25 protein-coding genes are annotated in these 25,972 nt (G+C 72.0%); 10 read left to right on the forward strand and 15 right to left on the reverse strand.

Going from position 1 to position 25,972, the window contains the following annotated elements:
* Nucleotides 1–268: 268 nt before the first annotated feature.
* The 3 genes from FKN01_RS12935 to FKN01_RS12940 are packed head-to-tail and all read right to left on the reverse strand — an operon-like array spanning nucleotide 269 to nucleotide 1,298.
* Nucleotides 269–775: a flavin reductase family protein gene (locus tag FKN01_RS12935; protein WP_143619788.1), complete on the reverse strand. Its 507-nt coding sequence runs from the start codon at nucleotides 773–775 to the stop codon at nucleotides 269–271.
* Nucleotides 776–818: 43 nt separating this feature from the next.
* Complete coding sequence (locus FKN01_RS33710) at nucleotides 819–962, reverse strand: putative leader peptide (protein ID WP_398932221.1); 144 nt, start codon at nucleotides 960–962, stop codon at nucleotides 819–821.
* A gap of 9 nt (nucleotides 963–971) precedes the next feature.
* Nucleotides 972–1,298: a thioredoxin family protein gene (locus tag FKN01_RS12940; RefSeq protein WP_143619790.1), complete on the reverse strand. Its 327-nt coding sequence runs from the start codon at nucleotides 1,296–1,298 to the stop codon at nucleotides 972–974.
* Between the two features lie 219 nt (nucleotides 1,299–1,517).
* Between FKN01_RS12940 and FKN01_RS12945 the strand changes: the two genes are divergently transcribed.
* Complete coding sequence (locus FKN01_RS12945) at nucleotides 1,518–2,240, forward strand: 1-acyl-sn-glycerol-3-phosphate acyltransferase (protein ID WP_143619792.1); 723 nt, start codon at nucleotides 1,518–1,520, stop codon at nucleotides 2,238–2,240.
* A gap of 49 nt (nucleotides 2,241–2,289) precedes the next feature.
* On the opposite strand, the gene FKN01_RS12950 is transcribed toward FKN01_RS12945, so the two are convergent.
* Genes FKN01_RS12950 through FKN01_RS12960 form a run of 3 tightly spaced genes read right to left on the reverse strand, consistent with a single transcriptional unit; the run spans nucleotide 2,290 to nucleotide 5,542 of the window.
* Nucleotides 2,290–3,372, reverse strand: a complete 1,083-nt coding sequence (locus FKN01_RS12950; protein ID WP_143619794.1) for a low specificity L-threonine aldolase — start codon at nucleotides 3,370–3,372, stop codon at nucleotides 2,290–2,292.
* A complete protein-coding gene (locus FKN01_RS12955) occupies nucleotides 3,351–4,118 on the reverse strand; it encodes an SDR family NAD(P)-dependent oxidoreductase (RefSeq protein WP_143619796.1) in 768 nt (255 codons plus the stop codon). Before FKN01_RS12955 ends, FKN01_RS12950 begins: the two co-directional genes overlap by 22 nt.
* A gap of 26 nt (nucleotides 4,119–4,144) precedes the next feature.
* Nucleotides 4,145–5,542, reverse strand: coding sequence for a DUF6421 family protein (locus FKN01_RS12960; protein WP_143619798.1), 1,398 nt, complete (start codon nucleotides 5,540–5,542; stop codon nucleotides 4,145–4,147).
* Nucleotides 5,543–5,795: 253 nt separating this feature from the next.
* Here FKN01_RS12960 and FKN01_RS12965 point away from each other — a divergent pair, with 253 nt between their 5' ends.
* Entirely contained in the window at nucleotides 5,796–6,479 is a 684-nt protein-coding gene (locus FKN01_RS12965) for a glycerophosphodiester phosphodiesterase family protein (RefSeq protein WP_143619800.1), read from the forward strand.
* Here FKN01_RS12965 and FKN01_RS12970 read toward each other — a convergent pair.
* Nucleotides 6,476–7,036, reverse strand: coding sequence for a GNAT family N-acetyltransferase (locus FKN01_RS12970; RefSeq protein ID WP_143619802.1), 561 nt, complete (start codon nucleotides 7,034–7,036; stop codon nucleotides 6,476–6,478). The two genes, FKN01_RS12965 and FKN01_RS12970, sit on opposite strands and share 4 nt — an antisense overlap.
* A 232-nt stretch (nucleotides 7,037–7,268) precedes the next feature.
* Between FKN01_RS12970 and FKN01_RS12975 the strand changes: the two genes are divergently transcribed.
* The 5 genes from FKN01_RS12975 (at nucleotide 7,269) to FKN01_RS12995 (ending at nucleotide 10,670) form a co-directional block, all read left to right on the forward strand.
* Nucleotides 7,269–7,862 (forward strand): DUF5134 domain-containing protein, encoded by a 594-nt coding sequence (locus tag FKN01_RS12975; protein WP_185992832.1) that lies wholly within the window; start codon nucleotides 7,269–7,271, stop codon nucleotides 7,860–7,862.
* Between the two features lie 85 nt (nucleotides 7,863–7,947).
* A complete protein-coding gene (locus FKN01_RS12980; protein ID WP_143619806.1) occupies nucleotides 7,948–8,883 on the forward strand; it encodes a M56 family metallopeptidase in 936 nt (311 codons plus the stop codon).
* A gap of 70 nt (nucleotides 8,884–8,953) precedes the next feature.
* Nucleotides 8,954–9,646 (forward strand): phosphatase PAP2 family protein, encoded by a 693-nt coding sequence (locus FKN01_RS12985; RefSeq protein ID WP_143619808.1) that lies wholly within the window; start codon nucleotides 8,954–8,956, stop codon nucleotides 9,644–9,646.
* Nucleotides 9,647–9,718: 72 nt separating this feature from the next.
* Nucleotides 9,719–10,420, forward strand: coding sequence for an HAD family hydrolase (locus FKN01_RS12990; protein WP_143619810.1), 702 nt, complete (start codon nucleotides 9,719–9,721; stop codon nucleotides 10,418–10,420).
* Nucleotides 10,421–10,490: 70 nt separating this feature from the next.
* Complete coding sequence (locus tag FKN01_RS12995; protein ID WP_143619811.1) at nucleotides 10,491–10,670, forward strand: hypothetical protein; 180 nt, start codon at nucleotides 10,491–10,493, stop codon at nucleotides 10,668–10,670.
* A 140-nt stretch (nucleotides 10,671–10,810) separates the two neighbouring features.
* On the opposite strand, the gene FKN01_RS13000 is transcribed toward FKN01_RS12995, so the two are convergent.
* The 7 genes from FKN01_RS13000 to FKN01_RS13030 all read right to left on the reverse strand — a co-directional run bounded on the left by FKN01_RS13000 (nucleotide 10,811) and on the right by FKN01_RS13030 (nucleotide 18,479).
* Nucleotides 10,811–11,179, reverse strand: a complete 369-nt coding sequence (locus FKN01_RS13000) for a helix-turn-helix transcriptional regulator (protein ID WP_260696866.1) — start codon at nucleotides 11,177–11,179, stop codon at nucleotides 10,811–10,813.
* Nucleotides 11,180–11,275: 96 nt separating this feature from the next.
* Nucleotides 11,276–12,355 (reverse strand): aldose epimerase family protein, encoded by a 1,080-nt coding sequence (locus FKN01_RS13005; RefSeq protein ID WP_185992833.1) that lies wholly within the window; start codon nucleotides 12,353–12,355, stop codon nucleotides 11,276–11,278.
* Nucleotides 12,356–12,451: 96 nt separating this feature from the next.
* Nucleotides 12,452–13,480: a LacI family DNA-binding transcriptional regulator gene (locus FKN01_RS13010; protein ID WP_143619815.1), complete on the reverse strand. Its 1,029-nt coding sequence runs from the start codon at nucleotides 13,478–13,480 to the stop codon at nucleotides 12,452–12,454.
* Between the two features lie 108 nt (nucleotides 13,481–13,588).
* Nucleotides 13,589–14,650, reverse strand: a complete 1,062-nt coding sequence (locus FKN01_RS13015; RefSeq protein WP_143619817.1) for an ABC transporter permease — start codon at nucleotides 14,648–14,650, stop codon at nucleotides 13,589–13,591.
* Complete coding sequence (locus tag FKN01_RS13020) at nucleotides 14,647–15,621, reverse strand: ABC transporter permease (protein WP_143619819.1); 975 nt, start codon at nucleotides 15,619–15,621, stop codon at nucleotides 14,647–14,649. The genes FKN01_RS13015 and FKN01_RS13020 overlap by 4 nt, the downstream gene beginning before the upstream one ends.
* Entirely contained in the window at nucleotides 15,618–17,273 is a 1,656-nt protein-coding gene (locus FKN01_RS13025) for a sugar ABC transporter ATP-binding protein (protein ID WP_143619821.1), read from the reverse strand. The genes FKN01_RS13020 and FKN01_RS13025 overlap by 4 nt, the downstream gene beginning before the upstream one ends.
* A gap of 117 nt (nucleotides 17,274–17,390) precedes the next feature.
* Nucleotides 17,391–18,479, reverse strand: a complete 1,089-nt coding sequence (locus FKN01_RS13030) for an ABC transporter substrate-binding protein (RefSeq protein WP_143619823.1) — start codon at nucleotides 18,477–18,479, stop codon at nucleotides 17,391–17,393.
* A gap of 510 nt (nucleotides 18,480–18,989) precedes the next feature.
* On the opposite strand from FKN01_RS13030, the gene FKN01_RS13035 reads away from it, so the two are divergent.
* Together FKN01_RS13035 and FKN01_RS13040 are read left to right on the forward strand one after the other, a co-directional pair.
* Entirely contained in the window at nucleotides 18,990–21,434 is a 2,445-nt protein-coding gene (locus tag FKN01_RS13035) for an RICIN domain-containing protein (RefSeq protein ID WP_143619825.1), read from the forward strand.
* A gap of 150 nt (nucleotides 21,435–21,584) precedes the next feature.
* On the forward strand, nucleotides 21,585–23,855 hold the full coding sequence (locus FKN01_RS13040) for an AbfB domain-containing protein (protein WP_143620031.1): 2,271 nt from the start codon (nucleotides 21,585–21,587) through the stop codon (nucleotides 23,853–23,855).
* Nucleotides 23,856–23,903: 48 nt separating this feature from the next.
* Here the strand turns inward: FKN01_RS13040 and FKN01_RS13045 are convergent, their stop codons facing one another.
* Nucleotides 23,904–24,743, reverse strand: a complete 840-nt coding sequence (locus tag FKN01_RS13045; RefSeq protein ID WP_143619827.1) for a phytanoyl-CoA dioxygenase family protein — start codon at nucleotides 24,741–24,743, stop codon at nucleotides 23,904–23,906.
* Nucleotides 24,744–24,898: 155 nt separating this feature from the next.
* Between FKN01_RS13045 and FKN01_RS13050 the strand changes: the two genes are divergently transcribed.
* Nucleotides 24,899–25,903 carry a LacI family DNA-binding transcriptional regulator gene (locus tag FKN01_RS13050; protein ID WP_143619829.1) on the forward strand — a complete coding sequence of 335 codons (1,005 nt, stop codon included), beginning with the start codon at nucleotides 24,899–24,901 and terminating at the stop codon, nucleotides 25,901–25,903.
* Nucleotides 25,904–25,972: the final 69 nt, after the last annotated feature.

The following is a 25,972-nucleotide window of genomic DNA, read 5'->3' on the forward strand; positions in this document are numbered from 1 at the left end:
GGCGAAATGCCGGTCACCGGTCGCGTCGGGCACGTACTTCACACAGACAACGATCCTCAAGCTCACGCCGGCTCTCCTACTGCATCGTCATTTCCGGGCTGCCTTGTTGCACGCAGCATAGGCGCCTGATGGGGCGTTTTCCGGTCGGGGCGACCGACGCTCCGACCGTCATATTACTCGCCAGTACACCCAGCGTGTGCCCAATGAGCAAGCGCTTTGCACTGTGATCTGCCCAACGCGATCCGCCGGGTGACCCCCGGGGTTCGCGTCAGTCCCGCAGGGCGGTGAACCGTCCCTGGTGATAGACGAGCGGGCGGCCTCCGCCACCCGGGTCGCCGTCGAGCACCTGCGCGATCACGATGTGGTGGTCGCCCGCCGGGATCCGGGCCACGACGCGGCAGACCAGCCACGCGAGTACGTCGTCGAGCAGCGGAACGCCCTCCGGACCGCTGCGCCAAAAGGTGGACGGGCCGAACCGGTCGGCACCGCTCCGGGCGAAGGTGGCGGCCAGCTCCCGCTGGTGTTCGCCGAGTATGTGCACGCCCACGTGCTCCGCCTGGGCCAGCACCGGCCAGCTGGACGACGAGGTGCCGACGCCGAAGGAGACGAGGGGCGGCTCGGCGGCCACCGAGCTCAGCGAGGTGGCGGTGAAGCCGGCCGGGCGCTCGCCGGCGGCGGTGATCACGGCGACCCCCGCGGCATGCCGGCGGAACACGGAACGGAGGAGGTCCGGGGATGCCGTGCGGGTCTTGCCGAGCCCGGGTGCTGCCGTCATGGAGATGTCCTTCTGCGCGTCGGGAATGCGGGGCCGTGGATGCTCAGGCACCCGGACAGCACGCGCCGGCGGTGCGGGCGAGGTCGATGTACGCCCGGCCATGGAGAAGGGGATCTGACGGCATAACGTCAGACTGACGATGCGTGGTCCGTGCAGTCAAGGGGGACCCCTCAGGTGGGAGAAGCATCACGGTCCGTCATATCGCCCTGCCGAGGGCGGCGACGACGTCGACCGTGCGGGGCTGCCCCTCGGCCCGGCGGACGATCCGGCCCCCGGCGTCGAGGACCAGGACCGTCGGGGTCCGGGTGATACCGAGGGCGCGTACGAGTGCGAGACGCGCCTCCGCGTCGATCTCCACATGCGCGACCCCCTCGACCATCCCGGCCACTTCCGCGAGGGTGCGGCGGGTCGCCCGGCACGGCTGGCAGAAGGCCGTGGAGAACTGGACGAGCGTGGCCCTCTCCCCCAGTTCCGCGCCGAGTCGCGCCGCGTCCAGTCTCCCGGCGCCCGCCTGTCCGTCCACCTTCGGCCTCCCGTCAGAGTTCTACGCAATGCGTCAGCGTCCGCGACGGTGCGGGCATTCCCGGGTGCCGTACGTGACGAGAATCTCGCGGCCCGGCGCCACGGGGACTGGCCACCACGTCACCGTATGGGGCACGATCGGCGCAATGCCGAAAACCTACGGCTGCGTAACTTCCGCCGGGAGAACCTCCGCGGGCGCTGAAGAAAGGGTCTTCCCCGAATGGCAGAACTCGTCTATCGGCCGGTCATCGGCGCCGCTCGCTCGTTTTTCAAGGCGCTGGACCTGAAGATCGACACTCAGGGTTCGGAGCACATCCCGAAGACCGGTGGCGCTGTTCTGGTCAGCAACCACATCAGTTATCTGGACTTCATCTTCAGTGGACTCGCCGCACTCCCGCAGAAGCGGCTGGTGCGTTTCATGGCCAAGGAATCGGTATTCCGGCACAAGATCTCCGGGCCGCTGATGCGCGGCATGAAGCACATTCCCGTCGACCGCAAGCAGGGCGAGGACGCGTACGCGCACGCGCTGGCCTCGCTGCGGTCCGGCGAGATCGTCGGGGTCTTCCCCGAGGCGACGATCTCGGAGTCGTTCACGCTCAAGAGCTTCAAGACCGGTGCCGCGCGCCTGGCGCAGGAAGCCGGGGTTCCGCTGGTTCCGATGGCCCTGTGGGGCACGCAGCGGCTGTGGACCAAGGGCCGGCCGCGCAACTTCAAGCGCAACCACACCCCGATCACCATTCGCGTCGGAGAGCCCGTGGAGGCCCCCACCGACCAGTACGCGGGAGCCATCACGCGGCGGCTGCGCGAGCGGGTGCAGGAGTTGCTCGAAGCGGCGCAGCGGGCCTATCCGGTCCGGCCGAGGGACGCGAGTGACACGTGGTGGGTGCCCGCCCATCTGGGCGGTACGGCTCCGACCGCGGCCGAGGTCCGCGAGCGCGGCTGACACGTCTGCCGGGGTGCGGAGGTCCGCACCCCGGCAGACGGGCACGGCCCTACGCGGCGGCCATTTCCTCCTTGAGCGCGAGGAGGAACGCGTCGACGTCCTCCTCCGTGGTGTCGAAGGCGCACATCCAGCGCACGTCGCCGGCCCGCTCGTCCCAGAAGTAGAAGCGGAAGCGCTTCTGGAGCCGCTCGGTGACCGCGTGCGGCAGCCGCGCGAAGACGGCGTTGGCCTGCACGGGGTAAAGGATCTCGACCCCGTCGATCCCGCGCACGCCCTCGGCGAGCCGCTGGGCCATGGCGTTGGCGTGCCGGGCGTTGCGCAGCCACAGGTCGCCCGCGAGCAGCGCCTCCAGCTGCACGGAGACGAAGCGCATCTTGGACGCGAGCTGCATCGACAGCTTGCGCAGGTGCTTCATGGCCCGGACCGCGTCGGGGTTCAGGACGACGACGGCCTCGCCGAAGATGGCCCCGTTCTTCGTGCCGCCGAAGGAGAGCACGTCGACGCCGACGGTGTTGGTGAACGTGCGCATGGGCACGTCCAGGGACGCCGACGCGTTGGCTATGCGGGCGCCGTCGAGGTGCACCGTCATGCCGTGCCCGTGGGCGTGCTCGCAGATGGCGCGGATCTCGCCGGGTGTGTAGACGGTGCCCAGCTCGGTGTTCTGGGTGATCGAGACGACCTGCGGCATGGCGCGGTGCTCGTCGTCCCAGCCGTACGCCTGCCGGTCGATGAGCTCCGGAGTGAGCTTGCCGTCCTCGGTGGGGACGGTGAGCAGCTTGAGACCGCCGACCCGCTCGGGCGCCCCGCCCTCGTCCACGTTGATGTGCGCGGACTCGGCGCAGATGACCGCGCCCCAGCGGTCGGTCATGGCCTGGAGCGACACCACGTTGGCGCCGGTGCCGTTGAAGACCGGGAACGCCTCGGCGGTGGGGCCGAAGTGGCTGTGCATGACGCGCTGGAGATGGCCCGTGTAGTCGTCCCCGCCGTAGGCGACCTGGTGGCCGCCGTTGGCGAGGGCGAGAGCGGCGAGGATCTCGGGGTGCGTCCCCGCGTAGTTGTCACTGGCGAAACCGCGGACCAGCGGGTCGTGATGGCGACGCGCGTCGGTCCTTACGGTTGCGGGGTCAGCCACAGGCGCTTTCCGTTCACTTCCGGGGCGGGCCGGTCCCAGACGCCGGCGATGGCATCGGCCAGATCCTTGACGTCGGTGAAGCCCGCGAACTTCGCATTCGGGCGCTCGGCGCGCATCGCGTCGTGCACCAGTGCCTTCACGACCAGGATGGCAGCCGCGCTGCGGGGGCCGTCCTCGCCCCCCGCCTTGCGGAAGGAGTCGGCGAGGGCGAGGGTCCACGCCTCGGCGGCCGCCTTGGCCGCGGCGTAGGCGGCGTTGCCCGCGGTGGGCTTGCTCGCGCCGGCCGCGCTGGTCAGCAGGAAGCGCCCCCGGTCGCTGCGCAGCAGGCAGTCGTGGAAGGCCAGCGAGGTGTTCTGCACCGTGCGGATCAGCAGCTTCTCGAGCAGCGTCCAGTCGGCGGGGTCGGTCTGGGTGAAGGTCGCGCTGCCGCGCCAGCCGCCCACGAGGTGGACGACGCCGTCGACGCGGCCGAACTCCTTCTCCGTCTTGGCCGCCCATTCCCGGGTGGCGGCGAGGTCGAGCAGGTCGACGGTGTCGCCGGTGACGGTGGCGCCGCCGTGGGCGTAGCGCGCGGCGTCGACGGCTTCGGCGAGCCGGGTCGGGTGGGAGTCCGACGCGACGACGACCGCGCCCGCCTCGGCGAGGCGCAGAAGGGCGGCCCGGCCGGCCGGTCCGGCGGCTCCCGCGACGGCGACCACGGCTCCTTCGAGCGCGCCGTTCGCGTCGCCCGTGCTTGTTCCGTTCATGGCCTCCGCCTCCTTGGGACCTGTGCTCACGCGGCAGCCTTCCCCGCGTCCGAGCCGGTGATGCCCTTGGCCGAGGCGATCACGCCCTTCAGCTTCTTGGAGAGGGCCTCATAGAACATGCTCAGGGGAAACTCGTCCGGAAGCACGTCGTCCACGAGTTTCCGCGGCGGCTGGGACAGGTCCAGGGCATCGGGCCCCTTGGCCCAGCGGGAGCCGGGGTGCGGGGCGAGGTAGGCGGAGACGAGCTCGTACGCGGCGAACCAGTGGACGAGCTTGGGGCGGTCGATGCCGTCGCGGTAGAGCTTCTCGATCTCGGCGCAGAGCTGGTTGGTGACCCGCGGGGCGCGTTCCCAGTCGATCCGGAGCGTGTTGTCGGTCCATCGGACCACGTCGTGCTTGTGGAGGTACGCGAAGAGGAGCTGGCCGCCGAGTCCGTCGTAGTTGCGGACGCGCTCGCCGGTGACCGGGAAGCGGAACATCCGGTCGAAGAGCACGGCGTACTGCACGTCGCGGCCGTGCGGGTTGCCCTCGGCCTCCAGCCTGACGGCCTCCTTGAAGGCGGTGAGGTCGCAGCGCAGCTCCTCCAGGCCGTACATCCAGAACGGCTGGCGCTGCTTGATCATGAAGGGGTCGAACGGCAGGTCGCCGTGGCTGTGGGTGCGGTCGTGGACCATGTCCCAGAGCACGAACGCCTGCTCGCAGCGCTGCTGGTCGCCGATCATCGCGCGGATGTCGTCGGGCAGTTCGACGCCGAGGAGGTCGACGGCCGCCTCGGTGACGCGGCGGAAGCGGGCGGCCTCGCGGTCGCAGAAGATGCCGCCCCAGCTGAAGCGCTCGGGGGCCTCGCGGACGGCGATGGTCTCCGGGAAGAGCACCGCGGAGTTGGTGTCGTAGCCGGAGGTGAAGTCCTCGAAGGTGATGCCGCAGAACAGCGGGTTGTCGTAGCGGGTCGCCTCCAGCTCGGCGAGCCAGTCGGGCCAGACCATCCGCAGCACGACCGCTTCGAGATTGCGGTCGGGGTTGCCGTTCTGGGTGTACATGGCGAAGACGACCAGGTGCTGGAGGCCGTCGGCGCGCCCCTTGGCCGGCTGGAAGGCCAGCAGGGAGTCCAGGAAGTCCGGGACGTCGAACCCGCTGCCCACCCAGCCGCGCAGGTCCTTCACGAGGGCGCGGTGGTAGGCGGCGTCGTGCGGCAGCAGCGGGGACAGCTCCTCGACGGCGCCGATCACCCGCTCCACGGCGGCCTCGGCGATCGCCGGGGCGGGCGCTCCCTCGGCGTCGAAGTCGATGGAGCCGTCCTTCGACTGCCAGGGGCGGATCTCCTCCACGGCGTTCTTGAGCGCGGGCCAGGCCGGGTGCTCGATCACCCGGGGGGCGGCAGCTATGTCGCCGGACGCGGCATCGTGCACAAGAATTTCCGTCATCACACTTCCTCCACGGGAGAACCTCGCGTCCGACCACCGTATCCGCGTGCGAGTCTCCGCGACAAGTGGGATTCTGGAAATTATCCTGCCGACCCCCCATGGTCACCGTCATTTTTCCTGCGGCAGGCCCTTGCGGCGGCTTCTTCGGGGGTTTCGCGGGGCGCTGCGCGGGCGGCCATGCCCCTCCTCCTCACCGCGTCCGGGGGCCACTAGGCTGCCTCGGGAACAGAGCGTCGAGGGAAGCGAGCGGGCCTTGTCCATTCTCACGATCGGTCATCGCGGAGCGGCGGCTTTCGAGCCCGAGAACACGCTGCGCTCCTTCGTCCGCGCCGAGAAGGAGGGCGTGGACCTCATCGAGCTGGACCTGCACCTGAGCAAGGACGGCGCGCTGGCCGTCATGCACGACGCGGAGGTGGACCGCACGACCGACGGCGAGGGGCCGATCGCGGAGAAGACGCTCGCCGAGCTGCGCGCGCTCGACGCGGGCCTGGGCGAGCGGGTGCCCGTCTTCGAGGAGGTCCTGGACGCCGTGCGCTCCCCGCTGCAGGCGGAGATCAAGGACGTGGCCGCGGCCCGCACGCTGGCCCGGGTGATGCACGAGCGCGACCTCGTCGAGCGCGTCGAGGTGATCTCGTTCCACGACGAGGCGATCGCCGAGATCGCCCAGCTGGTCCCGGGCGTGCGGACGGCGCTGGTGGCCAGCCGGTGGGGCGGGGACCTGCTGGACCGCGCGAAGGCGGTGGGCGCGACCCGGCTGATCCTCAACATCCGGCGCATCACGCTGGAGCTGGTCCAGCAGGCCCATTCCGAGGGGCTGACGGTCTTCGGCTGGACGGTCAACACCCGGCGGCAGCTGCGGCTGGCCGAGGGGCTGGGGCTCGACGGTGTGACCACCGACCACCCCGACATCCAGCGCGGGGGCGGGGCCCCCGCTTAGCCCTCAGTGGCCAGTTCCTTCACCAGCAGCTCGAAGGCCAGGTCGTCGCGCTGGGGGATGCCGAAGCGCTCGTCGCCGTACGGGAACGGGGAGAGCCGGCCCGTGCGGCGGTAGCCCCGGCGCTCGTACCAGGCGATGAGCTCGTCGCGGACGGAGATCACGGTCATGTGCATCTCCCGCACGCCCCAGCTCTGCCGGACGGTGCGCTCGGCCTCGGCGATGATCGCCTTGCCGAGGCCGGCGCCCTGGAGCGCGGGACGGACCGCGAACATGCCGAAGTACGCGGCCTCGCCGCGGTGCTCCAGCTGGCAGCAGGCGACGGGCGCACCGTCCCGCTCGACCACGAGCAGCCGGCTGCCCGGGCTCTCGATCACCTCGCGCACCCCCTGCGGATCGGTGCGCTGCCCCTGGAGGATGTCCGCCTCGGTGGTCCAGCCGGCGCGGCTGCTGTCGCCGCGGTACGCCGACTCGACCAGCTCGACGAGCGCGGGGACGTCCGCCCCGGTGGCGTCGCGGAACGTCAGCTCTCCCGTGTCCCGGGGCGGGGCGGTGTCCATGGCGGGGTGTCTCCGGATTCTGTGCGGGGGTGATGCCGGAGCAGCGTAACTCCGAGGGCGGCGCCGGGGTCGCGGGCGGCCCTCGCAAGGCGCGCGGGGGCGCGCGCCAGGCGCATCGCGGAGACACTCCCCTCGCGCGCTCCCCTTGTACCTCCGTGCGCCGCGTACGGGTGTCCGGCCCCGGGCATCTACTGGTCGACGGCGATGTCGTTCGCCCGGGGGGAGGGCCGCTGTGCACGGACCGGCGATGTCCGGATGGCTGCTGATGGCGTTGTGCGCGATGACGGGCTCGTACTGCTTGCTGCGGACCCGTACGGGGAGCGCGGAGGAGCGCGGGACCGCGCGGGCCGAGGCGCTGATGGGCTTCGGCATGGCCGCGATGGCGATACCGGCCGCCGCCGTCGCCCCGCCCGCGTGGGGGTGGGCGGTCTACGCGGTGTTGTTCGGGGTCGCCGCGCTGCGGGCGCTGTGGTTCTCCCGGCGCGGCGGACACCATCTGCACCACCTGGTCGGCTCCGCCGCGATGGTCTACATGGCGGTGGTGATGGCCCGGGCCGGCGCGGGCGGGCACGGCGGCGGCCACGGCGCGCACGCGACGAGTTCCCACAGCATGGCCGGCGCGGGCGGCATACCCCTGCTCACGGGGCTGCTCCTCGTCTACTTCGCGGTGTACGTGCTGCGCTCGGGCGCCCGGCTGGTGCCGGTGGCCGCGGCGGCCACCGGCGGCGGGCCCCCGCCCGGCGGCTGGGGGGCGCGCCCCGAGCTGGCTCTGGCCTGCCGGCTGACCATGGGCATAGCCATGTTCGCGATGCTGCTCACCCTGTGAGACGGGAAGGGCCGCCTGCCGTGGTGTGCGTCACTTGGCGCGCGGAGCCATACCCGTGTGCGCGCGGCCCTCATAGGCTGACGCCATGTGGGTCTCCCTAGCGCTGCTGCTGCTCGGTGCACTGGCCGCCGTCGTGACCCCGCGCCTGATGGCGCGGGCCGAGTGGCCCGAGCGCGAGCCGGTCGTGGCGCTGTGGGTCTGGCAGTGCGTGGTGGCCGCGGTACTGCTGTCGTTCGCCCTCTCCATGACCTTCAGCGCGGCCGCGGCGTGGCAGGCGGTACGCGGCCATGTCTTCGCGCCCGCCCCGCACGCCGTCGTGGACGCGTACGCGCTCGCGGGCCACGGGGCGTGGTCGGCGGTGATGGCGGTGCTGCTGGCCCTGGGCGGGGTGTGGACGGCCGCCATGCTGGCCCGGGAGATCCATCGGGCGCATCTGCGGCGCAAGCGGCGGCGGGCCGAACTCCTGGTGCGCGCCCCGCTGATGCCCGGCGAGGAGCCGGGGGCCGGGCGGCTGGTCGTGCTGGAGGGCGAGCGTCCCGACGCCTGGTGGCTGCCGGGGTCCGCGCCCCAACTCGTCATCACCACGGCCGCGCTGGGGCGCCTGAAGGGACGCCAGCTCGACGCGGTCCTGGCCCACGAGCAGGGCCACGCGCAGGCCCGGCACGACTGGCTGCTCAACTGCTCGGAGGCGCTGGCCTCCGGCTTCCCGCAGGTCCCGGTCTTCGCGGCCTTCCGCAACGAGATGCACCGGCTGGTCGAGCTGGCGGCCGACGATGTGGCCTCCCGGCGCTTCGGCCGGCTGACGACCGCCCTTGCCCTGGTCGAACTCAACGAGGACCGGGGTGTGTTCGGCCCGTCCTCGGCCGCGGGCGCGGAGCTGCCGCTGCGGGTGAACCGGCTGCTGGCCCCGGCGGGCAGGCTCACGGCCGGCCGGCGGCTGCGGCTGACCGCGGCGGCGGCGCTGGTGCCCGTGGTCCCGCTGCTGGTGGCGTTCGTGCCGGGGCTCAGCGCGCTGAAGTAGCCCAGGGGCGACTCCGTTCTCCGGCGCGCTGAAATGGCCGGAAGGGGCGTCGGTCGGCGACGATCGTGCCATGCACATTCCGCTGCTCTCCCCCGTCGGCCAGGTCCGCGCCACTTCGCGCCTCACGCGGGCGGGCGCGGTCTGCGCGGTGCTCGGCGGCGCGGTGACCGCACTCGTCGTCGCCCGGTGGCGGCCGCTCATGGATCTGGACTCGTCGATCGCCGAGGCGCTGCACCGGCGGGCGGTGACCGAGCCCGGCTTCGTCCATGTCAACCGGTTGCTGACGGACTGGCTGTGGGACCCGTGGACGTTCCGCGTTCTGATCGCCGTGGCGGTGGTGGCCCTGTGGTGGCGCGGGGCCCGGCCGCTCGCGGTGTGTGTGGCGGTGACGACGCTGCTCTCGGCGCTCGTCCAGCAGGGCGTGAAGGCGGCCGTCGGGCGGGACCGGCCGCAGTGGGCGGACCCGGTGGACTCCGCCCACTACGCGGCCTACCCCTCGGGGCACGCGATGACGGCGACGGTGAGCTGCGGGCTGCTGCTGTGGCTGCTGCACCGGTCCGGTGCGCGGCGCGGGATGTGGCGGGCGGCGGTGGGCGCGGCGGCCGTCTCGGTGCTCGGGGTCGGGCTCACCCGGCTGTATCTGGGGGTGCACTGGCCGTCGGACGTGCTGGGCGGGTGGCTCCTGGGGGCGGCGCTCACCGCCCTCGCGGTCCGGAGCTTCGACCGGTGGTGCGCCGCCGCGCCCGCGCGCCGGGGGCTCTGACCAGGCAGGGCGCCGTGGTGGCCGGACCGGCGCCCTTGCCCGGGGGCCCGCGGTTCAGCGAGGATCGGTGCCATGCCGATCAAGGGTGCCCTCTTCGACTTCTCCGGGACGCTATTCCGGATCGAGCCGGTCCGTGCCTGGCTCGCCGCGACTCTCGCCGAGCGGGGGGTGCGCGTGGACGAGGCCGCCTTCGAGCGGTACGCGGCGGAGCTGGAGGCGTTCGGCGCGCTGCCGGGCGGGCCCGCCCCGAGGAGGATGCCCGGGGAGCTGGCGGACGGCTGGGCGCACCGTGACGAGAGCGCCGAGCTGCACCGCGCGGTGTACACGGGTCTGGCCCGCCAGGTCGCCCTGCCGGACCCCGGTCTCTACGACGCGCTGTACGACCGCCATCTGAGCCCGGACGCCTGGCGCCCCTACCCGGACGCGGCGGAGGTGCTGGCCGGGCTGCGCGCCGCCGGGGTGCGGATCGGGGTGGTCAGCAACATCGGCTGGGACCTGCGGCCCGTCTTCCGCGCGCACGGCCTGGACCGCTTCGTGGACGCGTACGTCCTCTCCTTCGAGCACGGCGTCCAGAAGCCGGACGCACGGCTCTTCCGCACCGCGTGCACACTTCTGGGACGGGATCCGGCGGATGTGGTGATGGTCGGCGACGACCGGCGGGCCGACGGCGGGGCCGCCGCGCTGGGCTGCGAGGTGCGTTTCGTACGCCACCTGCCGGTGGATGAGCGGCCCGACGGTCTGCGGGAGCTCGGACTGACCGAGAAGGTTGCCTGAGACACATGTGAGAGATGTCCCTGACGCGCAATGGGTCGGATTGTCACATCGTGGCCTTAGCCTGGAGAACATGTCCCCGACTCCGTGCCCGTCCGGCTCCGTGCGCCCCGCAGCAGTGGTGAATGAAGACATTCGCGACCTGTGGCGGCGCTCGGGCGGCCGCCTGTCCCCGGAGGACGAGGAGGAGTACCAGCGCCTGCTGGTCGAGTGGGCCGCCGCGACCGGGGGCGGCGAGCGGCCGGCGTTCTGAGACGTCCCGGCTCCGGCGATCCCCTGCGTCGCCGGAACCGGTCCGTGGCGGGGCTACAGCATGTCCCGTCACGGCTGATCGGTCAATGAAGTATCACGGTCCGCGACAGCGGTGGACCGTACGGTGACGGCTCGCCGCCCTCAGCTCTCGCCGAGGCGCGCCGCCTGCAGGGCCGCGGCCCGCAGGACGTGGTCGAGCAGCCCGGGGAACAGCGCGTCGAGGTCGTCCCGGCGCAGCCCGTTCATCTTGGCGGTGCCCCGGTAGGTCTGCCGGACGATGCCGCTCTCACGCAGCACCCGGAAGTGGTGCGTGGAGGTGGACTTGGTGACCGGCAGGTCGAAGCGGGAGCAGGTCAGCTCGTCCTCGGCGGCGGCCAGTTCGCGTACGACACACAGCCGCACCGGGTCCGAGAGGGCGTGCAGGACCGCTTCGAGCCGGATCTCCTCGCGGGCGGGGGGGGGCAGGGCGCGCGCACCCGCTGCCGGGGCGGTGGTGCTGGCAGGGGTCACGGTCGCTCTCCGCATCGTCGCTCCGTCCGGGGCTCCCATACTACGAGGCTCATCGAAATTCGCCGCACAGAACGGGAGCCCGGCACCGGCACCGGCTCACGCCGTCCGGTCCGCCAGGTGCGGGAAGCGGTATTCGGTGCGGCTGCGGAAGTGTTCGCCCGGGCGCAGGACGGTGGCCGGCTGGTCGGGGCGGTTGGGCGAATCGGGGAGGTGCTGGGTCTCCAGGCAGACGGCGCTGTGGCGCTCGTGGTGGCCGCCGTCGAAGGCGGCCAGGGTGCCGTCCAGTTGGTTGGCGGTGTAGACCTGGATGCCCGGTTCGGTGGTCCACACCTCCATGACCCGGCCGCCGTCGGGTGCGGTGAGGCGGGCGGCGCGGCGGGGGGCGGCCGGTGCGTGCGCGCCGTCGAGGACCCAGCAGTGGTCGAACCCGCCCGCCCGGCGCAGCTGTTCGTGCGGCAGGGCGATCCGGTCCGCGAGGGTCCGCGGCTCGGTCAGGTCGAACGGGGTGGCGGCGACGGGCGCGGCGGGGCCCTCGGGGATGCCCTCCTCGTCCACGGGAAGGTAGTGCCCGGCGTCCACCTGGAGGGTGTGGCCGAGGATGTCGCCCCGGTCGGTGAGGTCGAAATACGCGTGGTTGGTGAGGTTGACGACGGTGGCGCGGTCGGTGGTGGCCGCGTAGTCGAGGGCGAGGGTGCCGGCCGCGTCGAGGGTGTACGTCACGGTGACGTCCAGCGCGCCGGGGAAGCCCATGTCGCCGTCGGGGCTGTGCAGCGTGAGCCGCAGGACGGCCGCCTCGTCGGTGGCGGTGCCCTCGGCCTGCCAGACCCGGGTGTGGAAGCCGCCGGGCCCGCCGTGCAGGGCGTGGCCCCGGTCGGTGGCGGGAATCCGGTGCTCCACGCCGTCGAGGGTGAACCTGCCGTGCGCGATGCGGTTGGCGTAGCGGCCGACGAGGGCGCCGAAGAAGGGGTTCTTGCCCGTGTAGTCGTCGAGGGCGGGCAGCGAGCGGACGACGGAGGCCGGGGAGCCTGCGGTGTCCGGCACGGTGAGCCGGTGCAGGATGCCGCCGTAGGTGAGGATCTCGGCCCGGACTCCGGTGCCGGAGTCGAGCGTCCAGATGTCGACGTCCGTGGGCCCGTGGGCGCCGAACGGTTTGCTGTGCACGGTGGGGCGGGGCATCGGTGGTCCTTGGGGCGGTGGGAAGGCCGGAGCGGCCGGACGGGCGGGGCGCGGGCGCCGGACCTCCCCGGGGTGGCGGGGAGTCCGGCCCGCGGCTCAGGACCGGTCGGCAGTGGGCCGGGGAAGGGTGGATTCGCGGACGACGAGCCGGTAGCCGGGCCGGGGCCGCCGGGGCTCCGCCACCGGCTCACCGGACAGGCGCTCGACCAGGCTGTCGACGGCGAGCCGGGCGATGGCCTCCTTGTCGGGGGCCACGGTGGTGAGCGTGGTGGCGCCGTAGAGGCTTTCCTCGATGTCGTCGAACCCGACGACGGCGACGTCCTCCGGGATGCGCAGACCGCGCGCGGTGAGCGTGCGCATGGCGCCGATGGCGATGAGGTCGTTGTACGCGAAGACGGCGTCGGGCCGCTCGCCGCGGTCCAGCAGCGCGGCCATGGCGGAGGCCCCGTCCTCGCGGCCGTAGCCGTCGGTGACGACGACCAGCGCCTCGTCGGGCTCGATGGCGGCGGCGGCCAGCTCCTCGCGCCAGCCGCGCAGCCGGAGGTGGGCGGGCTGGCGTTCGCGGCCGGTACGGGAACCGAGGAAGGCGATGCGGCGGTGGCCGAGCTCGATGAGGTGGCGTACGGCCTCGCGCGCCGCGGCGACGTTGTCGATCGCGATGTGGTCGTACGGGGCCTCGTACTCGCGCTCGCCGAGCAGGACCAGGGGCGCGGTCTCGGTGCGCGCCATCAGGTCCTCGGTCTCCAGGTGGATCGGGCTGAGGATGAGCCCGTCGATGACGTGGGACCGGAACCCCTGGCTGACGAGGAGTTCCTTCTCGCGCAGTCCGCCGGTGTGGTCGACCAGCACGGTGTAGTCGTGCCGGGCGGCGGCGTCGACCACCGCGCCGGCCAGCTCCGCGAAGTACGGGTTGCCGAACTCGGGGACGGCGAGGGCGATGATCCCGGTGCGTCCCTTGCGCAGGTGACGGGCGGTGAGGTTCGGCCGGTAACCGAGCTCGTCGATGGCCTGCTGTACCTTGGCGCGCATCTTCGGTGTGACGTGCTGATAGTTGTTCACCACGTTCGACACGGTCTTGATGGACACGCCCGCCCGTTGCGCAACGTCCTTGAGGCTGACGCCCACGGCACTCCCTGAATCGACTTGTCGCGCGGTAGGCGCGGTGGCCCGGCTCCCGCCGGTTCGGCTCGGTCGGCTCGAACGGTGCCGGGGCCGTGGGGCCCCGGCACAGGTTCAGGTGGTTCTGCGGCTGCGCGCCAGATAGCGCTGGGCCACGACGACAACGATAAGGAAGCCGCCGCTCACGACCGACTGGTACGAGGAGTTCAGCGAGCCGATCTGGTTGATCAGGTTCTGGATGACCTGGAGGAGCAGGACGCCCCAGAGCGTTCCGCTGATGGAGCCGGCGCCGCCGATGAGGAGGGTGCCGCCGATGACGACGGCGGAGATCGCGTCGAGCTCCATGCCCACGCCGACGATGGTGACTCCGGAGGAGAGCCGGGCGGCGTTGAGCGCGCCGGCCAGCCCGGCCAGCAGCCCGCTGAGCGTGTAGACGAGCATCTTCGTACGGGCGACGGGCAGGCCCATCAGCGTGGCGGCGTCGCTGCTGCCGCCGACGGCGAAGATCGACTGCCCGAACGAGGTGCGCTGGAGGAGGAGTCCGCCGAGACCGAACAGCGCGAGGGCGATGAAGATCGGGTAGCCGAAGCCCCAGACGGCCCCTTGGCCGACTTCGGCGAAGGCGGAGTCCTTGGGCACCAGGTAGGTGGTGGCGCCCTCGTCCGTGATCGCCAGGAGCAGCCCGCGCGCCCCGAGGAGGGTGGCCAGTGTGACGATGAACGGGGCCATTCCGGCGCGGGCCACCAGGAAGCCGTTGAGCAGACCGATCGCCCCGCACACCACGAGCGGCACCAGCAGGGCGGGCAGGATGCCCCATTGGGAGGCCCAGGCGGCGAGCACCCCGCCCAGGGCGAAGACGGACCCGACGGAGAGGTCGATGCCGCCGGTGATGATGACCATGGTCATCCCGAGCGCGACGACGGCCAGGAACGATGCCTGGACGGTCACCCCGCGGGCGTTGTCCAGGGTGGAGAACGTCGTCGGGTAGATGCAGGACGCGACGATCACGACCGTCAGGAAGACGACCAGGACGCCCTGGCGTTGCAGGAGTCCGGCGATCCGCCGGCCGGCCGGGCGCCGCGCCGCGGCACCGGACGCCGGCGGGGTGGCGCCGGAGGCGGGGGTCTTGCTCGGGGCCGGGGCGGAGGCCGCCGGGGCGGGTGAGGTTTCGTTCATCGGGACCGACGCTCCCGGGCGACGTAGACGGCGGCGATGATGATGGCCGCCTGGGCGATCTGTGCGGTGGAGTCGGGCAGGTCGTGCTTGATGAGGGTGGCCCGCAGCAGCTGCATCAGCAGGGCGCCGGCGACCGTGCCGAGGACCCGGATGGAGCCGCCGTTGAGCGGGGTGCCGCCCACCACGACCGCCGTGATGGCGGAGAGTTCCATGAGGGTGCCGAGCGAGGACGGGTCGCTCGCGGTGAGCCTGGCGGTGGCCAGGATTCCGGCGAGGGCGGCGAGCACCCCGCAGAGCATGTACACACCGATGAGCACCCGCCGTACGGGCAGTCCGGCCAGGGCGGCGGCGGAGCGGTTGCCGCCGATGGCGACGACCTGGCGGCCGAAGGTGGTCCGGGTGACGAGGAAGGCCACGGCGACGGCGAGGACGCCGGCGATGAGGACGACCAGCGGGATGCCGAGGAAGGAGCCGGTGCCCAGGGAGAGCAGGTCGGGGTTGACGATCTGCTTGAGCTGGCTGTCCGCCATGACCAGGGCGAGGCCCCGGCCGCCGACGAACAGGGCGAGTGTGGCGACGATCGGCTGGAGGCCGACGAGCGAGACCAGGGTGCCGTTGACCGCTCCGACGAGGGCGCCGGCGAGCAGCGCCATGACGAGTGCGGGGACCAGTCCGTAACCGAGGTAGAGCGGGAGCAGCGCGGCGGCCAGGGCCATGGTCGAGCCGACGGAGAGGTCGACGCCCTCGGTGCCGATGACGAGCGCCATGCCGAGGGCGACGATGACGATGGGGGCGACCTGGACGAGCTGGGTGCGCAGGTTGTCGACCGTCATGAAGTGCTCGGTGAACAGGGCGTTGAAGACGAGGACGACCGCGACGGCGAGGTAGACGCCGTACTCCTGGTACCAGGCGGGGTCGCGCAGCCGGGCGAGCGGCCGGGCTGCGGGGGTGGTGACTGCGGCCTGGGTCATCGGGGGTCCTCCTTCGCGGCCGGCGCCTTGTCCGCGGCATCCGGTGAGTGGTCGGCGAGCACTTCGAGCAGATGGCTCTCCGCCACCTCGTCGCCCGCCAGTTCGCCCGCGACCGCGCCGCCGCGCAGGACGACGATCCGGTCGGCGCCCTCGATCAGTTCCTCGATGTCGGAGGAGATGAGGAGGACGGCCAGGCCCTCGCGGGCGAGGTCGTCGATGAGGCTCTGCACCTCGGCCTTGGCGCCGACGTCGATGCCGCGGGTGGGTTCGTCGAGGAGCAGGACCTTGGGTTCCAGGCAGAGCCAGCGGGCGAGCAGCACCTTCTGCTGGTTGCCGCCGGAGAGCTCGCCGACCTTCTGCTCGGGGCTCGCCGCCTTGATCCTCAGTCGCTTCATGAAGATGTCGACGATGCGGTCCTGCTTGGCGCGGGAGACGATGCCGGCGCGGGAGAGCCGGGGCATCGCGGCCAGCACGATGTTCTCGCGGACCGAGAGGCCGGGCACGATTCCCTCGGCCTTGCGGTCCTCGGGCAGCAGGCTGATGCCGGCCCGGATGGCTCCGGCGGAGGTGAGGCGGCGCAGGGTGCTCCCGGCGACGCTCACCTCGCCGCCGTCCAGGGAGAGCGCTCCGGCGATGGCCTTCGCGGTCTCGCTGCGGCCGGAGCCGAGGAGTCCGCCGAGGCCCAGGACCTCACCCGCGTACAGGTCGAGGGAGATGTCGTGCAGCTGGTGGTCGCGGGAGAGGCCGGTGGCGGTGAGCACGGGGGTGCGCGCGGCCTCGTGGCCCTCGGAGCCGAAGCTGGTGAGCCCTTCGCGGCGCACCTCGGACATGTCGCGGCCGAGCATCATCGAGACGAGCTGCATCCGGTCGAGGTCGGCGAGGTCGCCGGTGTGGATGTGGTGGCCGTCGCGCAGGACGGTGACCCGGTCGCAGATCCGGTACAGCTCGTCCATGCGGTGGCTGACGTAGAGGACGGCGATGCCGCGTCCGCGCAGGTCCTCGATGACCCGGAAGAGGGTCTCGACCTCGCGGGGCTCCAGCGAGGAGGTGGGTTCGTCCATGATGACGACCTGGGCGTTCACCGAGACGGCGCGGGCCATCGCGACCATCTGCTGGGTGCCGATGCCCAGGGTGTGCAGGGGGCGCTTCGGGTCGACGCGGACGCCGAAGCCGTCGAGCAGTTCGCTCGCCTCGCGGTGCATCCGCGGGAAGTCGATCAGGCCGAAGCGGTTCTTGGGCTCGCGGCCGAGGAAGATGTTGCGCGCCACGCTCATCAGCGGGACGAGGTTCACCTCCTGGTAGATCGTGGAGATCCCGGCCTCCTGCGCCTCGAACGGCCGGTTGAACGAGACGTGGTCGCCGGCCAGCCGCAGTTCGCCCTCGTCGGGGCGGTAGACGCCGGTCAGCACCTTGATGAGGGTGGACTTGCCGGCTCCGTTCTCCCCCACCAGGGCGTGGGTCTCGCCGGCGCGCAGGGAGAAGGAGACGCCGTCGAGGGCGACGACGCCGGGGAACCGCTTGCTGACCGAGCGGGCCTCCAGGACGGCCGGTGCCGCGCCGGGGCCGTCCGCGAGTGCCGTCGCCGCCGCGCTCCTCTCCTTCACGTCGGCGGCCGGCTCCGGCGGCTGCGGTACTGCTTCGGGTGGTGCCATGGCTGGTCTTGGCCTTCCGCTCTTCCAAGGATGGGGCCCGGTGGCCGCCGTGGCGGGGGTGCGCCACGGCGGCGGTGAACCGACGGAGCCGGTACGGGCAGTTGGGGCCGGCTGGGATCAGAACGCGTTGCCGACCGTGGACTTGGCGTTGGACTCGTCGTAGGCGCGGTCGCTGATGATGACGTTCTCGGGGATCTCCTCGCCGCCGTAGAACTTCTGGGCGGTCGCGAAGGCCAGCGGACCGAAGCGCGGGTTGGACTCGATGACGGCGTTGTACTCGCCGTTGACGATGGCCTGGACGGCGTTGCGGGTGCCGTCGACGGAGACGATCTTGATGTCCTTGCCGGGCTTCTTGCCGGCGGCCTTCACCGCTGTGACGGCGCCGAGGCCCATCTCGTCGTTCTCCGCGTAGATGGCGGTGATGCCGGGCTTGGACTGGATCAGCTGCTCGGTGACCTGCTGACCCTTGTCGCGGGCGAACTCACCGGTCTGCTGGGCGACGATCTCCATGTCGGGGGCCTCGGCCTTGAGCTGGTCCACGAAGCCCTTGGTGCGGTCGGTGGTGACGTTGTTGCCCGACGAGCCGAGGAGGATGGCGACCTTGCCCTTGCCGCCGGTCGCCTTGATCATCGCGTCGGCGGCACGCTTGCCCTGCTCGACGAAGTCGGAGCCCAGGAAGGCCACGTAGTCCTTGCAGGCGGTGGCGTTGAGCTTGCGGTCGACGGTGAGGACCGGGACCTTCTTGGCGGCGGCGGCCTTGAGGGCCGGCTCCAGGCCGTCCGAGTTCAGCGGGGCGACGATGAGGAACTGGGCGCCCTGGGCGAGCATGTCCTGGATGTCGCTGATCTGCTTGGACAGCTGCGACTGGGCGTTGGTGGTGAGCAGCTTCTTGACGCCGATCTTCTTCGCCTCGTCCTTGATGGACTGGGTCTCGGCGATGCGGAAGGGGTTGGCCTCCTTCTCCGACTGGGAGAAGCCGACCACCGCGTTCTTCAGGTCGAGCTTCGGCGCCCCGTAGCTCTGCAGCGAGCAGCCGGAACCGGACGACGACTCGGGCGTCTCGGCCGCCTGTGCGGCCTGACTGCTGTCGCTGCTCGCGTTGTTGTCCGAGCTCTCCGACTTGGAGCAGCCGGAAACGGCCAGCGTGGCGGTGGCGGCGAGGACGCAGGCCACGGCGAGGGTACGGGGTCGGCGCTGGATCATCATGCGCGGGGCTCCTTGGCGGGATGACGGCACGCCGGATCGGCGTGCGTCGGTCATGGCTGGACGATGCATCGGCCGCTGCGCGGCGGCTGATGGCACTGCACTCACGGCCCCGCTAGGAGACGGCCCCTAGCTGCACAAACTGCGGTCGTGAGAGCCTGCGCGGCCTCTCGGCGGCTCGGTTTACAACGTTATATAGGCGGTGCGGCACGGGCGGCAAGAGCGTTGTCGATGCGTTTCCAAAATGTGTCGGGGCGGGCCTCACCGGGTGACGGCACCCGGCGAGGGAGATGCCGCCGCACCCCTGGACAGCCGCCCGACGGCGTGCTGTCATACCGCCGGAACCCTGTTTTCCAACGTTGCATAAGAGGCACCGCACCCTCCGCCCGGACCGCGGCGGCGCTCTTCACCATGCGCGCCTCCGGTCCGGAGCGACGCCCCGTGACAGCCCTCCTCTTGTCATGCGCATTACTTGAGTCGGACTCCGTGTCCGGCAGAGCAGGAGCCCTCCCCATGCCCCTGAACCGCAGACAGCTCATGACCGGCGCCCTCGCCACCGTCGCCGCCACCACGGCGGCCGGCCGCTGGTCGGCCACCGCGACCGCCGCCGAGCACCGCGTGCGGCCCGCGCACGGCGGCCACTACTCCCCCAACGCCGCGCCCCTGCACCCCACCGCCTTCCTGAGACTCCCGCCCGGCAAGGTCACCGCGCGCGGCTGGCTCGCCGGACAGCTGAGGCTGCAATTGGACGGGCTGTGCGGCCGGTACGAGGAGTTCTCGCACTTCCTCGACTTCGCGGCGACCGGCTGGGTCCGGCCCGAACTCGGCGGCTGGGAGGAGGTCCCGTACTGGCTGCGGGGCTACACCGACCTGGCGATCGTCACGGGCGACGCGAAGGCGCTGACGGCGGTGCGCCGCTGGTTCGACGCGATCCTGGCCACCCAGCAGTCCGACGGGTTCTTCGGCCCGAAGGCGCTGCGCACCTCGCTGAACGGCGGCCCGGACTTCTGGCCGTTCCTGCCGCTGGTGCAGGCCCTGCGCTCCTGGCAGGAGTACACCGGGGACACCCGGATCATCCCCTTCCTGAGCCGCTTCTTCCGCTACATGAACGCCCAGGGCCCGGGCGCCTTCAACACCAGCTGGATCGCCCTGCGCTGGGGCGACGGCCTGGACAGCGTCTTCTGGCTCTACAACCGCACCGGGGACGCCTTCCTGCTGGACCTCGCCGACAAGATCCACACGTACGGTGCCGACTGGGGCGACAACCTGGTCAACCCGCACAACGTCAACATCGCCCAGGGCTTCCGCGAGCCGGCCCAGTACGCGCTGCGCAGCGGCTCGGCACAGGACACCCGGGACACGTACGGGACGTACGGCAAGGCCATGGACCGGTACGGCCAGTTCCCCGGCGGCGGTTTCGCCGGGGACGAGAACGCGCGGCCCGGGCACGGCGACCCCCGGCAGGGGTTCGAGACCTGCGGGATCGTGGAGTTCATGGCCAGCCACCAGCTGCTGACCAGGATCACCGGCGACCCGCTGTGGGCCGACCGCTGCGAGGAGCTGGCGTTGAACTCGCTGCCCGCCTCGCTCGACCCGTCGGGGAAGGCGATCCACTACATCACCAGCGCCAACAGCGTCGACCTGGACAACGTGCCCAAGTCGCGGCGCCAGTTCCAGAACGGTTTCGCCATGCAGGCGTTCCTGCCGGGCGTCGACCAGTACCGCTGCTGCCCGCACAACTACGGCATGGGCTGGCCGTACTTCACCGAGGAGCTGTGGCTCGCCACCCCCGACGGGGGCCTGGCCGCCGCGATGTACGCCGCCTGCGAGGTGACGGCCGAGGTCGCCGGCGGCACCGAGGTCACGTTCACCGAGAAGACGGACTACCCGTTCGAGGAGACCGTCACCCTCACCCTGAAGGCCCCGAGGCGGCTGGCCTTCCCGCTGGTGCTGCGCGTCCCCGCCTGGTGCGACTCCCCCGAGATCGCGGTGAACGGGCGGCGCGTGAACGCCCCGGCCGGGCCCGCCTTCACCCGGATCGACCGCACCTGGGCCGACGGGGACCGGGTCACCCTGCGCTTCCCGCAGCGCACCACCGTACGCACCTGGGCGCGCAACCACGGCTCCGTCAGCGTGGACCGGGGCCCGCTCACGTACTCGCTGCGCATCGGCGAGACGTACGAGCGCATCGGCGGCAGCGACACGTTCCCCGAGTACGCGGTCCACGCGGCCGGCCCCTGGAACTACGGGCTCGTCCTGGACGCGAAGCGGCCCGCCGCGTCCCTGCGCCACCACACCGCCCGGCGGATCGGGGACGCCAACCCCTTCACGCTCGACGGGACCCCGCTGTCCATCACCGCGAAGGCGCGCCGCATCCCGGAGTGGACGGCCGACGACGAGCACGTGGTGACCCCGCTCCAGGACTCGCCGGCCCGCAGCGCCGAGCCGGTGGAGGAGGTCACCCTCGTCCCGATGGGGGCGGCCAGGCTGCGCATCACCTCGTTCCCGACCGCCGGCCCGGACGCGGAGCCGTGGCTCGCGGACCGCTGGTACCGCATCCGCAACCGCCACTCCGGCAAGGTCCTCGGCGTCGACGACATGTCCCCGGACAACAGCGCCCACGTCGTGCAGTACGACGACAACGGCACCGACGACCACGACTGGCGGCTGGTCGCGGAGGGCGACGGCTGGTACCGCGTCCGCAACCGCCACTCGGGCAAGGTCCTCGGCGTCGACAACATGTCCCTGGACAACAGCGCCCACGTCGTCCAGTTCGACGACAACGGCACCGACGACCACCTCTGGCAGCTCGTCCCGGACGGCGCCGGGTGGTACCGCGTCCGCAACCGCCACTCCGGCAAGGTCCTCGGCGTCGACGACATGTCCCCGGACAACAGCGCCCACGTCGTCCAGTTCGACGACAACGGCACCGACGACCACCTCTGGCAGCTCGTCTGATTCCGGGTGCTCCGCGCACTCCCCCCATACCGCTCCCGTATCCCGGGGGCCGAACCGAATCAAGGAGACGAACCTGTGAGCCGTTTACGAGTACCCGGCCGAAGGCCGTGGTGGAGACGGGCGATCGCGACGACCGGCCTGCTGGCGCTGGTGTCCTCCGCGCTCGTCGGGGTCGGCGCCTCGCCGGCCGGGGCCGCGTCCTGGTCGCCCAGGACGCCGCCGATGACGACGCCCTGGACCAGTCAGGTCCCGGTCGACAAGCCGCTGCCGGAGTACCCGCGCCCCCAGCTGACCCGGTCCGACTGGGCCAACCTCAACGGCATCTGGGACTTCGCGGTGACCGGACGGGACGCCGGGCAGCCGTCGTCGTGGCCGGAGCAGATCCGGGTGCCGTTCGTGGCCGAGTCCGCGCTCTCCGGCATCCAGCGCAGGATCACCGAGAACGACAAGCTCTGGTACAAGCGCACCTTCACCGTGCCGTCCAACTGGAACGGCCGCCGGACCGTGCTCAACTTCGGCGCCTCCGACTGGCAGACCACGGTCTGGGTCAACGGCACCCAGGTGGGCGTGCACAAGGGCGGCTACGACTCGTTCTCGTACGACATCACACCCCAGCTCAACGGCGGTACGAACACGGTCGTCGTGTCCGTCTACGACCCGACGCAGACCGGCGGCCAGGCGGTCGGCAAACAGCGCATCAATGATGTGCGTCCGCACAGCGGGGGCGGGATCTTCTACACCGCCGCCTCCGGGATCTGGCAGACCGTGTGGCTGGAACCGGTCGCCGCCGCGCACATCACCCGGCTGGACATGACGCCGAACCTGGGCGACAGCACCCTGCGGGTGAAGGTGCAGGCCGCCTCGGCCTCCGGGCGTACGGCCAGGGTCACCGTATCCAGCGGCGGCACCGTGGTCGGCACGGCCACCGGCACGGTCGGCTCCACGGTCTCCGTACCGGTGCCGAACCCGCGTCTGTGGACTCCGGACGACCCGTTCCTCTACGACGTCAGGGCGGACCTGCTCGACGGTGCGGCGGTGACGGACTCGGTCGGCAGCTACACCGGGATGCGCTCGATCGCGATCGCGAAGGTCGACAACGTTCTGCGGCCCGTGCTGAACGGGAAGTTCGTCTTCCAGACGGGCACCCTGGACCAGGGCTACTGGCCGGACGGCATCTACACCGCGCCGACCGACGCCGCCCTGAAGTCGGACCTCCAGGCCCACAAGGACCTCGGGTTCAACATGGTCCGCAAGCACATCAAGGTCGAACCGCAGCGCTGGTTCTACTGGGCGGACAAGCTGGGGCTCCTGGTCTGGCAGGACATGCCGGCCATGGACACCGGCAAGTCCCCGGATTCGGCGGCCCGCACCCAGTGGGAGGCGGAGTTCCACGCGATCATCGACCAGCACCGCAGCTCGCCGTCGCTGGTCATGTGGGTGGACCAGAACGAGGGCTGGGGGCAGTACGACCAGGCCCGGATCGCGAACGAGGTCAAGGCGTACGACCCGACCCGGCTGGTCGACAACATGAGCGGGGTCAACTGCTGCGGCTCGGTGGACGGCGGCAACGGTGACGTGGTCGACAACCACATCTACGTCGGCCCCGGCAACACCGCCCCCACCTCGACCAGGGCGGCCGTCCTCGGCGAGTTCGGCGGCCTCGGCTACAAGGTCCCCGGGCACGAGTGGTTCCCCGGAGGCGGCTTCAGTTACGAGGACCAGCCCAGCCTCTCCGCGCTGAACGACCGGTTCGTGGGACTCATCGACGGCATCCGGACCGGCCAGCTCCCGGCGGGCCTGTCCGCCTCGGTCTACACCGAGATCACCGATGTGGAGAACGAGGCCAACGGGCTCCTCACCTACGACCGCCAGATCGTCAAGGTGGACGCGGCGCGGGTGCGGGCCGCGAACCAGGCCCTCATCAACGCCTCGAAGAACCCGGCCCCGCCGGTGACGCTGCCCACCGGGCAGTACAAGTCCCTCAGGGTCACCACACCCGGCTACACCGATCGGTATCTGCGCCACCAGGACTCGCTGGCCTTCACCGAGGTGGTCGACGCCAACAGCGGCGCGCTGCTGAGGAACGACGCCACCTGGAAGATCGTGCCGGGCCTGGCGAACGGCAACTGCTACTCGTTCGAGTCGCGCAACTACCCGGGCGAGTATCTGCGCCACCGGGACTTCCGGGTCCGCCGCGAGGCGAACGACGGGTCCGCGCTCTACCGGGCCGACGCCACCTGGTGCGCGGTCGCCGGCTCCGGCGGTGTGCGGCTGACCAGCGCGAACCTGCCCGGCAGCTATCTGCGGCACATCAAGTCGGAGGTGTGGCTGGCCACCCCGGGCGGCGGGCACGACTGGGACAACCCGGCCACCTTCACCGAGGACACCACCTGGGCGGTGGAGGCGCCCTGGGCACCCTGAGACGAGCACCGGGGCCCGGCGGCGGTCCGCCGCCGGGCCCCGGTCGCGTCACGCGTCGCCCATGACCAGGCCCTCGATGGTGTGCTTCTGCACGATGGGCGCGAGGCGGTCGACCACCGGGCAGCCCAGGTGCGCCCGGACCCGCTCGGGCAGCGACTCCCAGTAGTCCCGGGTCACCGCCATGTCATGGTGGCCGTCGTTCCCCGCCCCCGGGGCGTCCACCCCGAGCACCAGGACCGGGCGGGGGTCCTGCGACTGGTTGGCCGTGCCCCGGTGGATGGTCAGGGCCGACCGGGCCGAGATGTCGCCGCGCTGCGGGTACTTCCGCTCGGCCAGCGCCTCGTAGCGCGGGTAGTCCTCGCGGCGCGGGAACATCGCGTGCCCGAAGCGGGCGTCGTCGTCCCACTGGGTGCCGGGCGCGATCTCGAACGGGCCCATGTCCTCACGGGTGTCGACGGCCGTGAGGTTGAACGCCAGCGAGGTCAGCCTGCGGTCGCGGCGGGTCTCCTCCGGCATCGGGAAGTCGCGGTGCCAGGGCTGGTTCACCGCCCCGGCCAGCGGCACGTCGAAGCCCAGCTCCACGATCCGGTAGTCGGGGCCGAGGACCGCCTCGCTGACCGCGCGCACCCAGGGGTGGTCGACCAGCTCCACGAAGCCCCGCAGCTGCTCCGGGTGGATCTCCACGTAGTAGCGGTGCGGGCCGCGGCCGACCGCGCCGCCCTCCCGGCCGCGCGCCTCGGCGAACGCCGCGTCGATGTCCTCGCGCATCCGGTCCGCCCACTCCGGGGTGAAAGCCCCGCGGCACGCGGTGATCCCCGGGCCGTACAGGTCGCGCACCGCGTCCTCGGCGGGCGGGAAGGGGGCGGTGGTGATGGCGGCATCAGTCATGGTGTGGTCCTTCCTTCGTTCGGAGCACCCCCATGTTGCAACGTTGCAACCAACGTGGCAAGAGTCTGCGCGGGCCGATCTCGCGCCACCTGTTACGGTCACTGCGCACGGGGCGCGGAACCCGCGCCCGCCGGCCGAGAGCAGGAGCACCGAACGTGGCAGCGAGACTCAAGGACGTGGCCGCGCTCGCGGGTGTGTCCGTCAGGACCGTCTCCAACGTGGTGAGCAACGCGGCACCCGTGGCGCCCGGCACCCGGGCCCGGGTGCTCGCCGCGGTGGAGGAGCTGGGCTACCGGCCCAACCTCGCCGCCCGCAACCTCCGCCAGGGCCGCACGGGGCTCATCGGTGTGGCCGTCCCGGAGATCCACTCCCCCTACTTCGGCGCGCTGACGGGTCTGCTCATCGACGCCGCCCAGGAGCGCGGCTGGACGGTGCTCGTGGAGCGCACGGGGGGCCGGGCGGACCTGGAGCGCAGGCTGCTGGACGGCTCCGAGGGGCACCAGGTGGACGGCATGGTCATCAGCCCGTGGTCGACGCCCCCCGCCGAACTGGCGTCGCTCGCGGGCGGCCTGCCGCTCGTCGTCCTCGGCGAACTCGATCCGCACGGGTCCATCGACCATGTGGCCCTGGACAACGTGGCGGCGGCCCGGGACGCCGCCCGGCACCTGGTGGCGGCGGGCCGCCGGCGGGTCGCCGCGATCGGGCTCCAGTCCGCGCTGGGGCACGGCACCGCGGAGCTGCGGGCCGAGGGTTTCCGGCGGGGGCTCGCGGAGGCGGGGCTGAGCCCGGTCGCCGAGGTGGAGGTGGCGGACCTGCACCGGGAGGAGGGGGCGCGGGCGCTGCGCGCGTTGCTGGATCTGCCGGAGCGCCCGGACGCGGTGTTCTGCTTCAGCGACGAACTGGCCCTGGGGGCGCTGCGGGCGGCCGGTGAGCTGGGGGTGCGGGTGCCCGGGGAGCTGGCGCTGGTGGGCTTCGACGACATCGAGGACGGGCGGTTCTCCACGCCCTCGCTGACCACGGTGTCGCCCGACCTGGCGCAGATCGCGGAGCGGGCGGTGCAGTGCCTGAGCGAGCGTGTCCTCGGGCGGCTGTCGGGGCTGGCGGCGCGCCGGATCGTGGTGCCGCACCGGCTGCTGGTGCGGGAGAGCAGCGGGGCGTAGCGGGGCGGGCAGCCGGAGGCTCCCGGCGGTGCGGGCCTGTGCCGCGCACCGCCGGGAGCGGTCCCGTTG

Source organism: Streptomyces sp. 130 (assembly GCF_007096885.1).
In the GTDB taxonomy this organism is placed as follows: domain Bacteria; phylum Actinomycetota; class Actinomycetes; order Streptomycetales; family Streptomycetaceae; genus Streptomyces.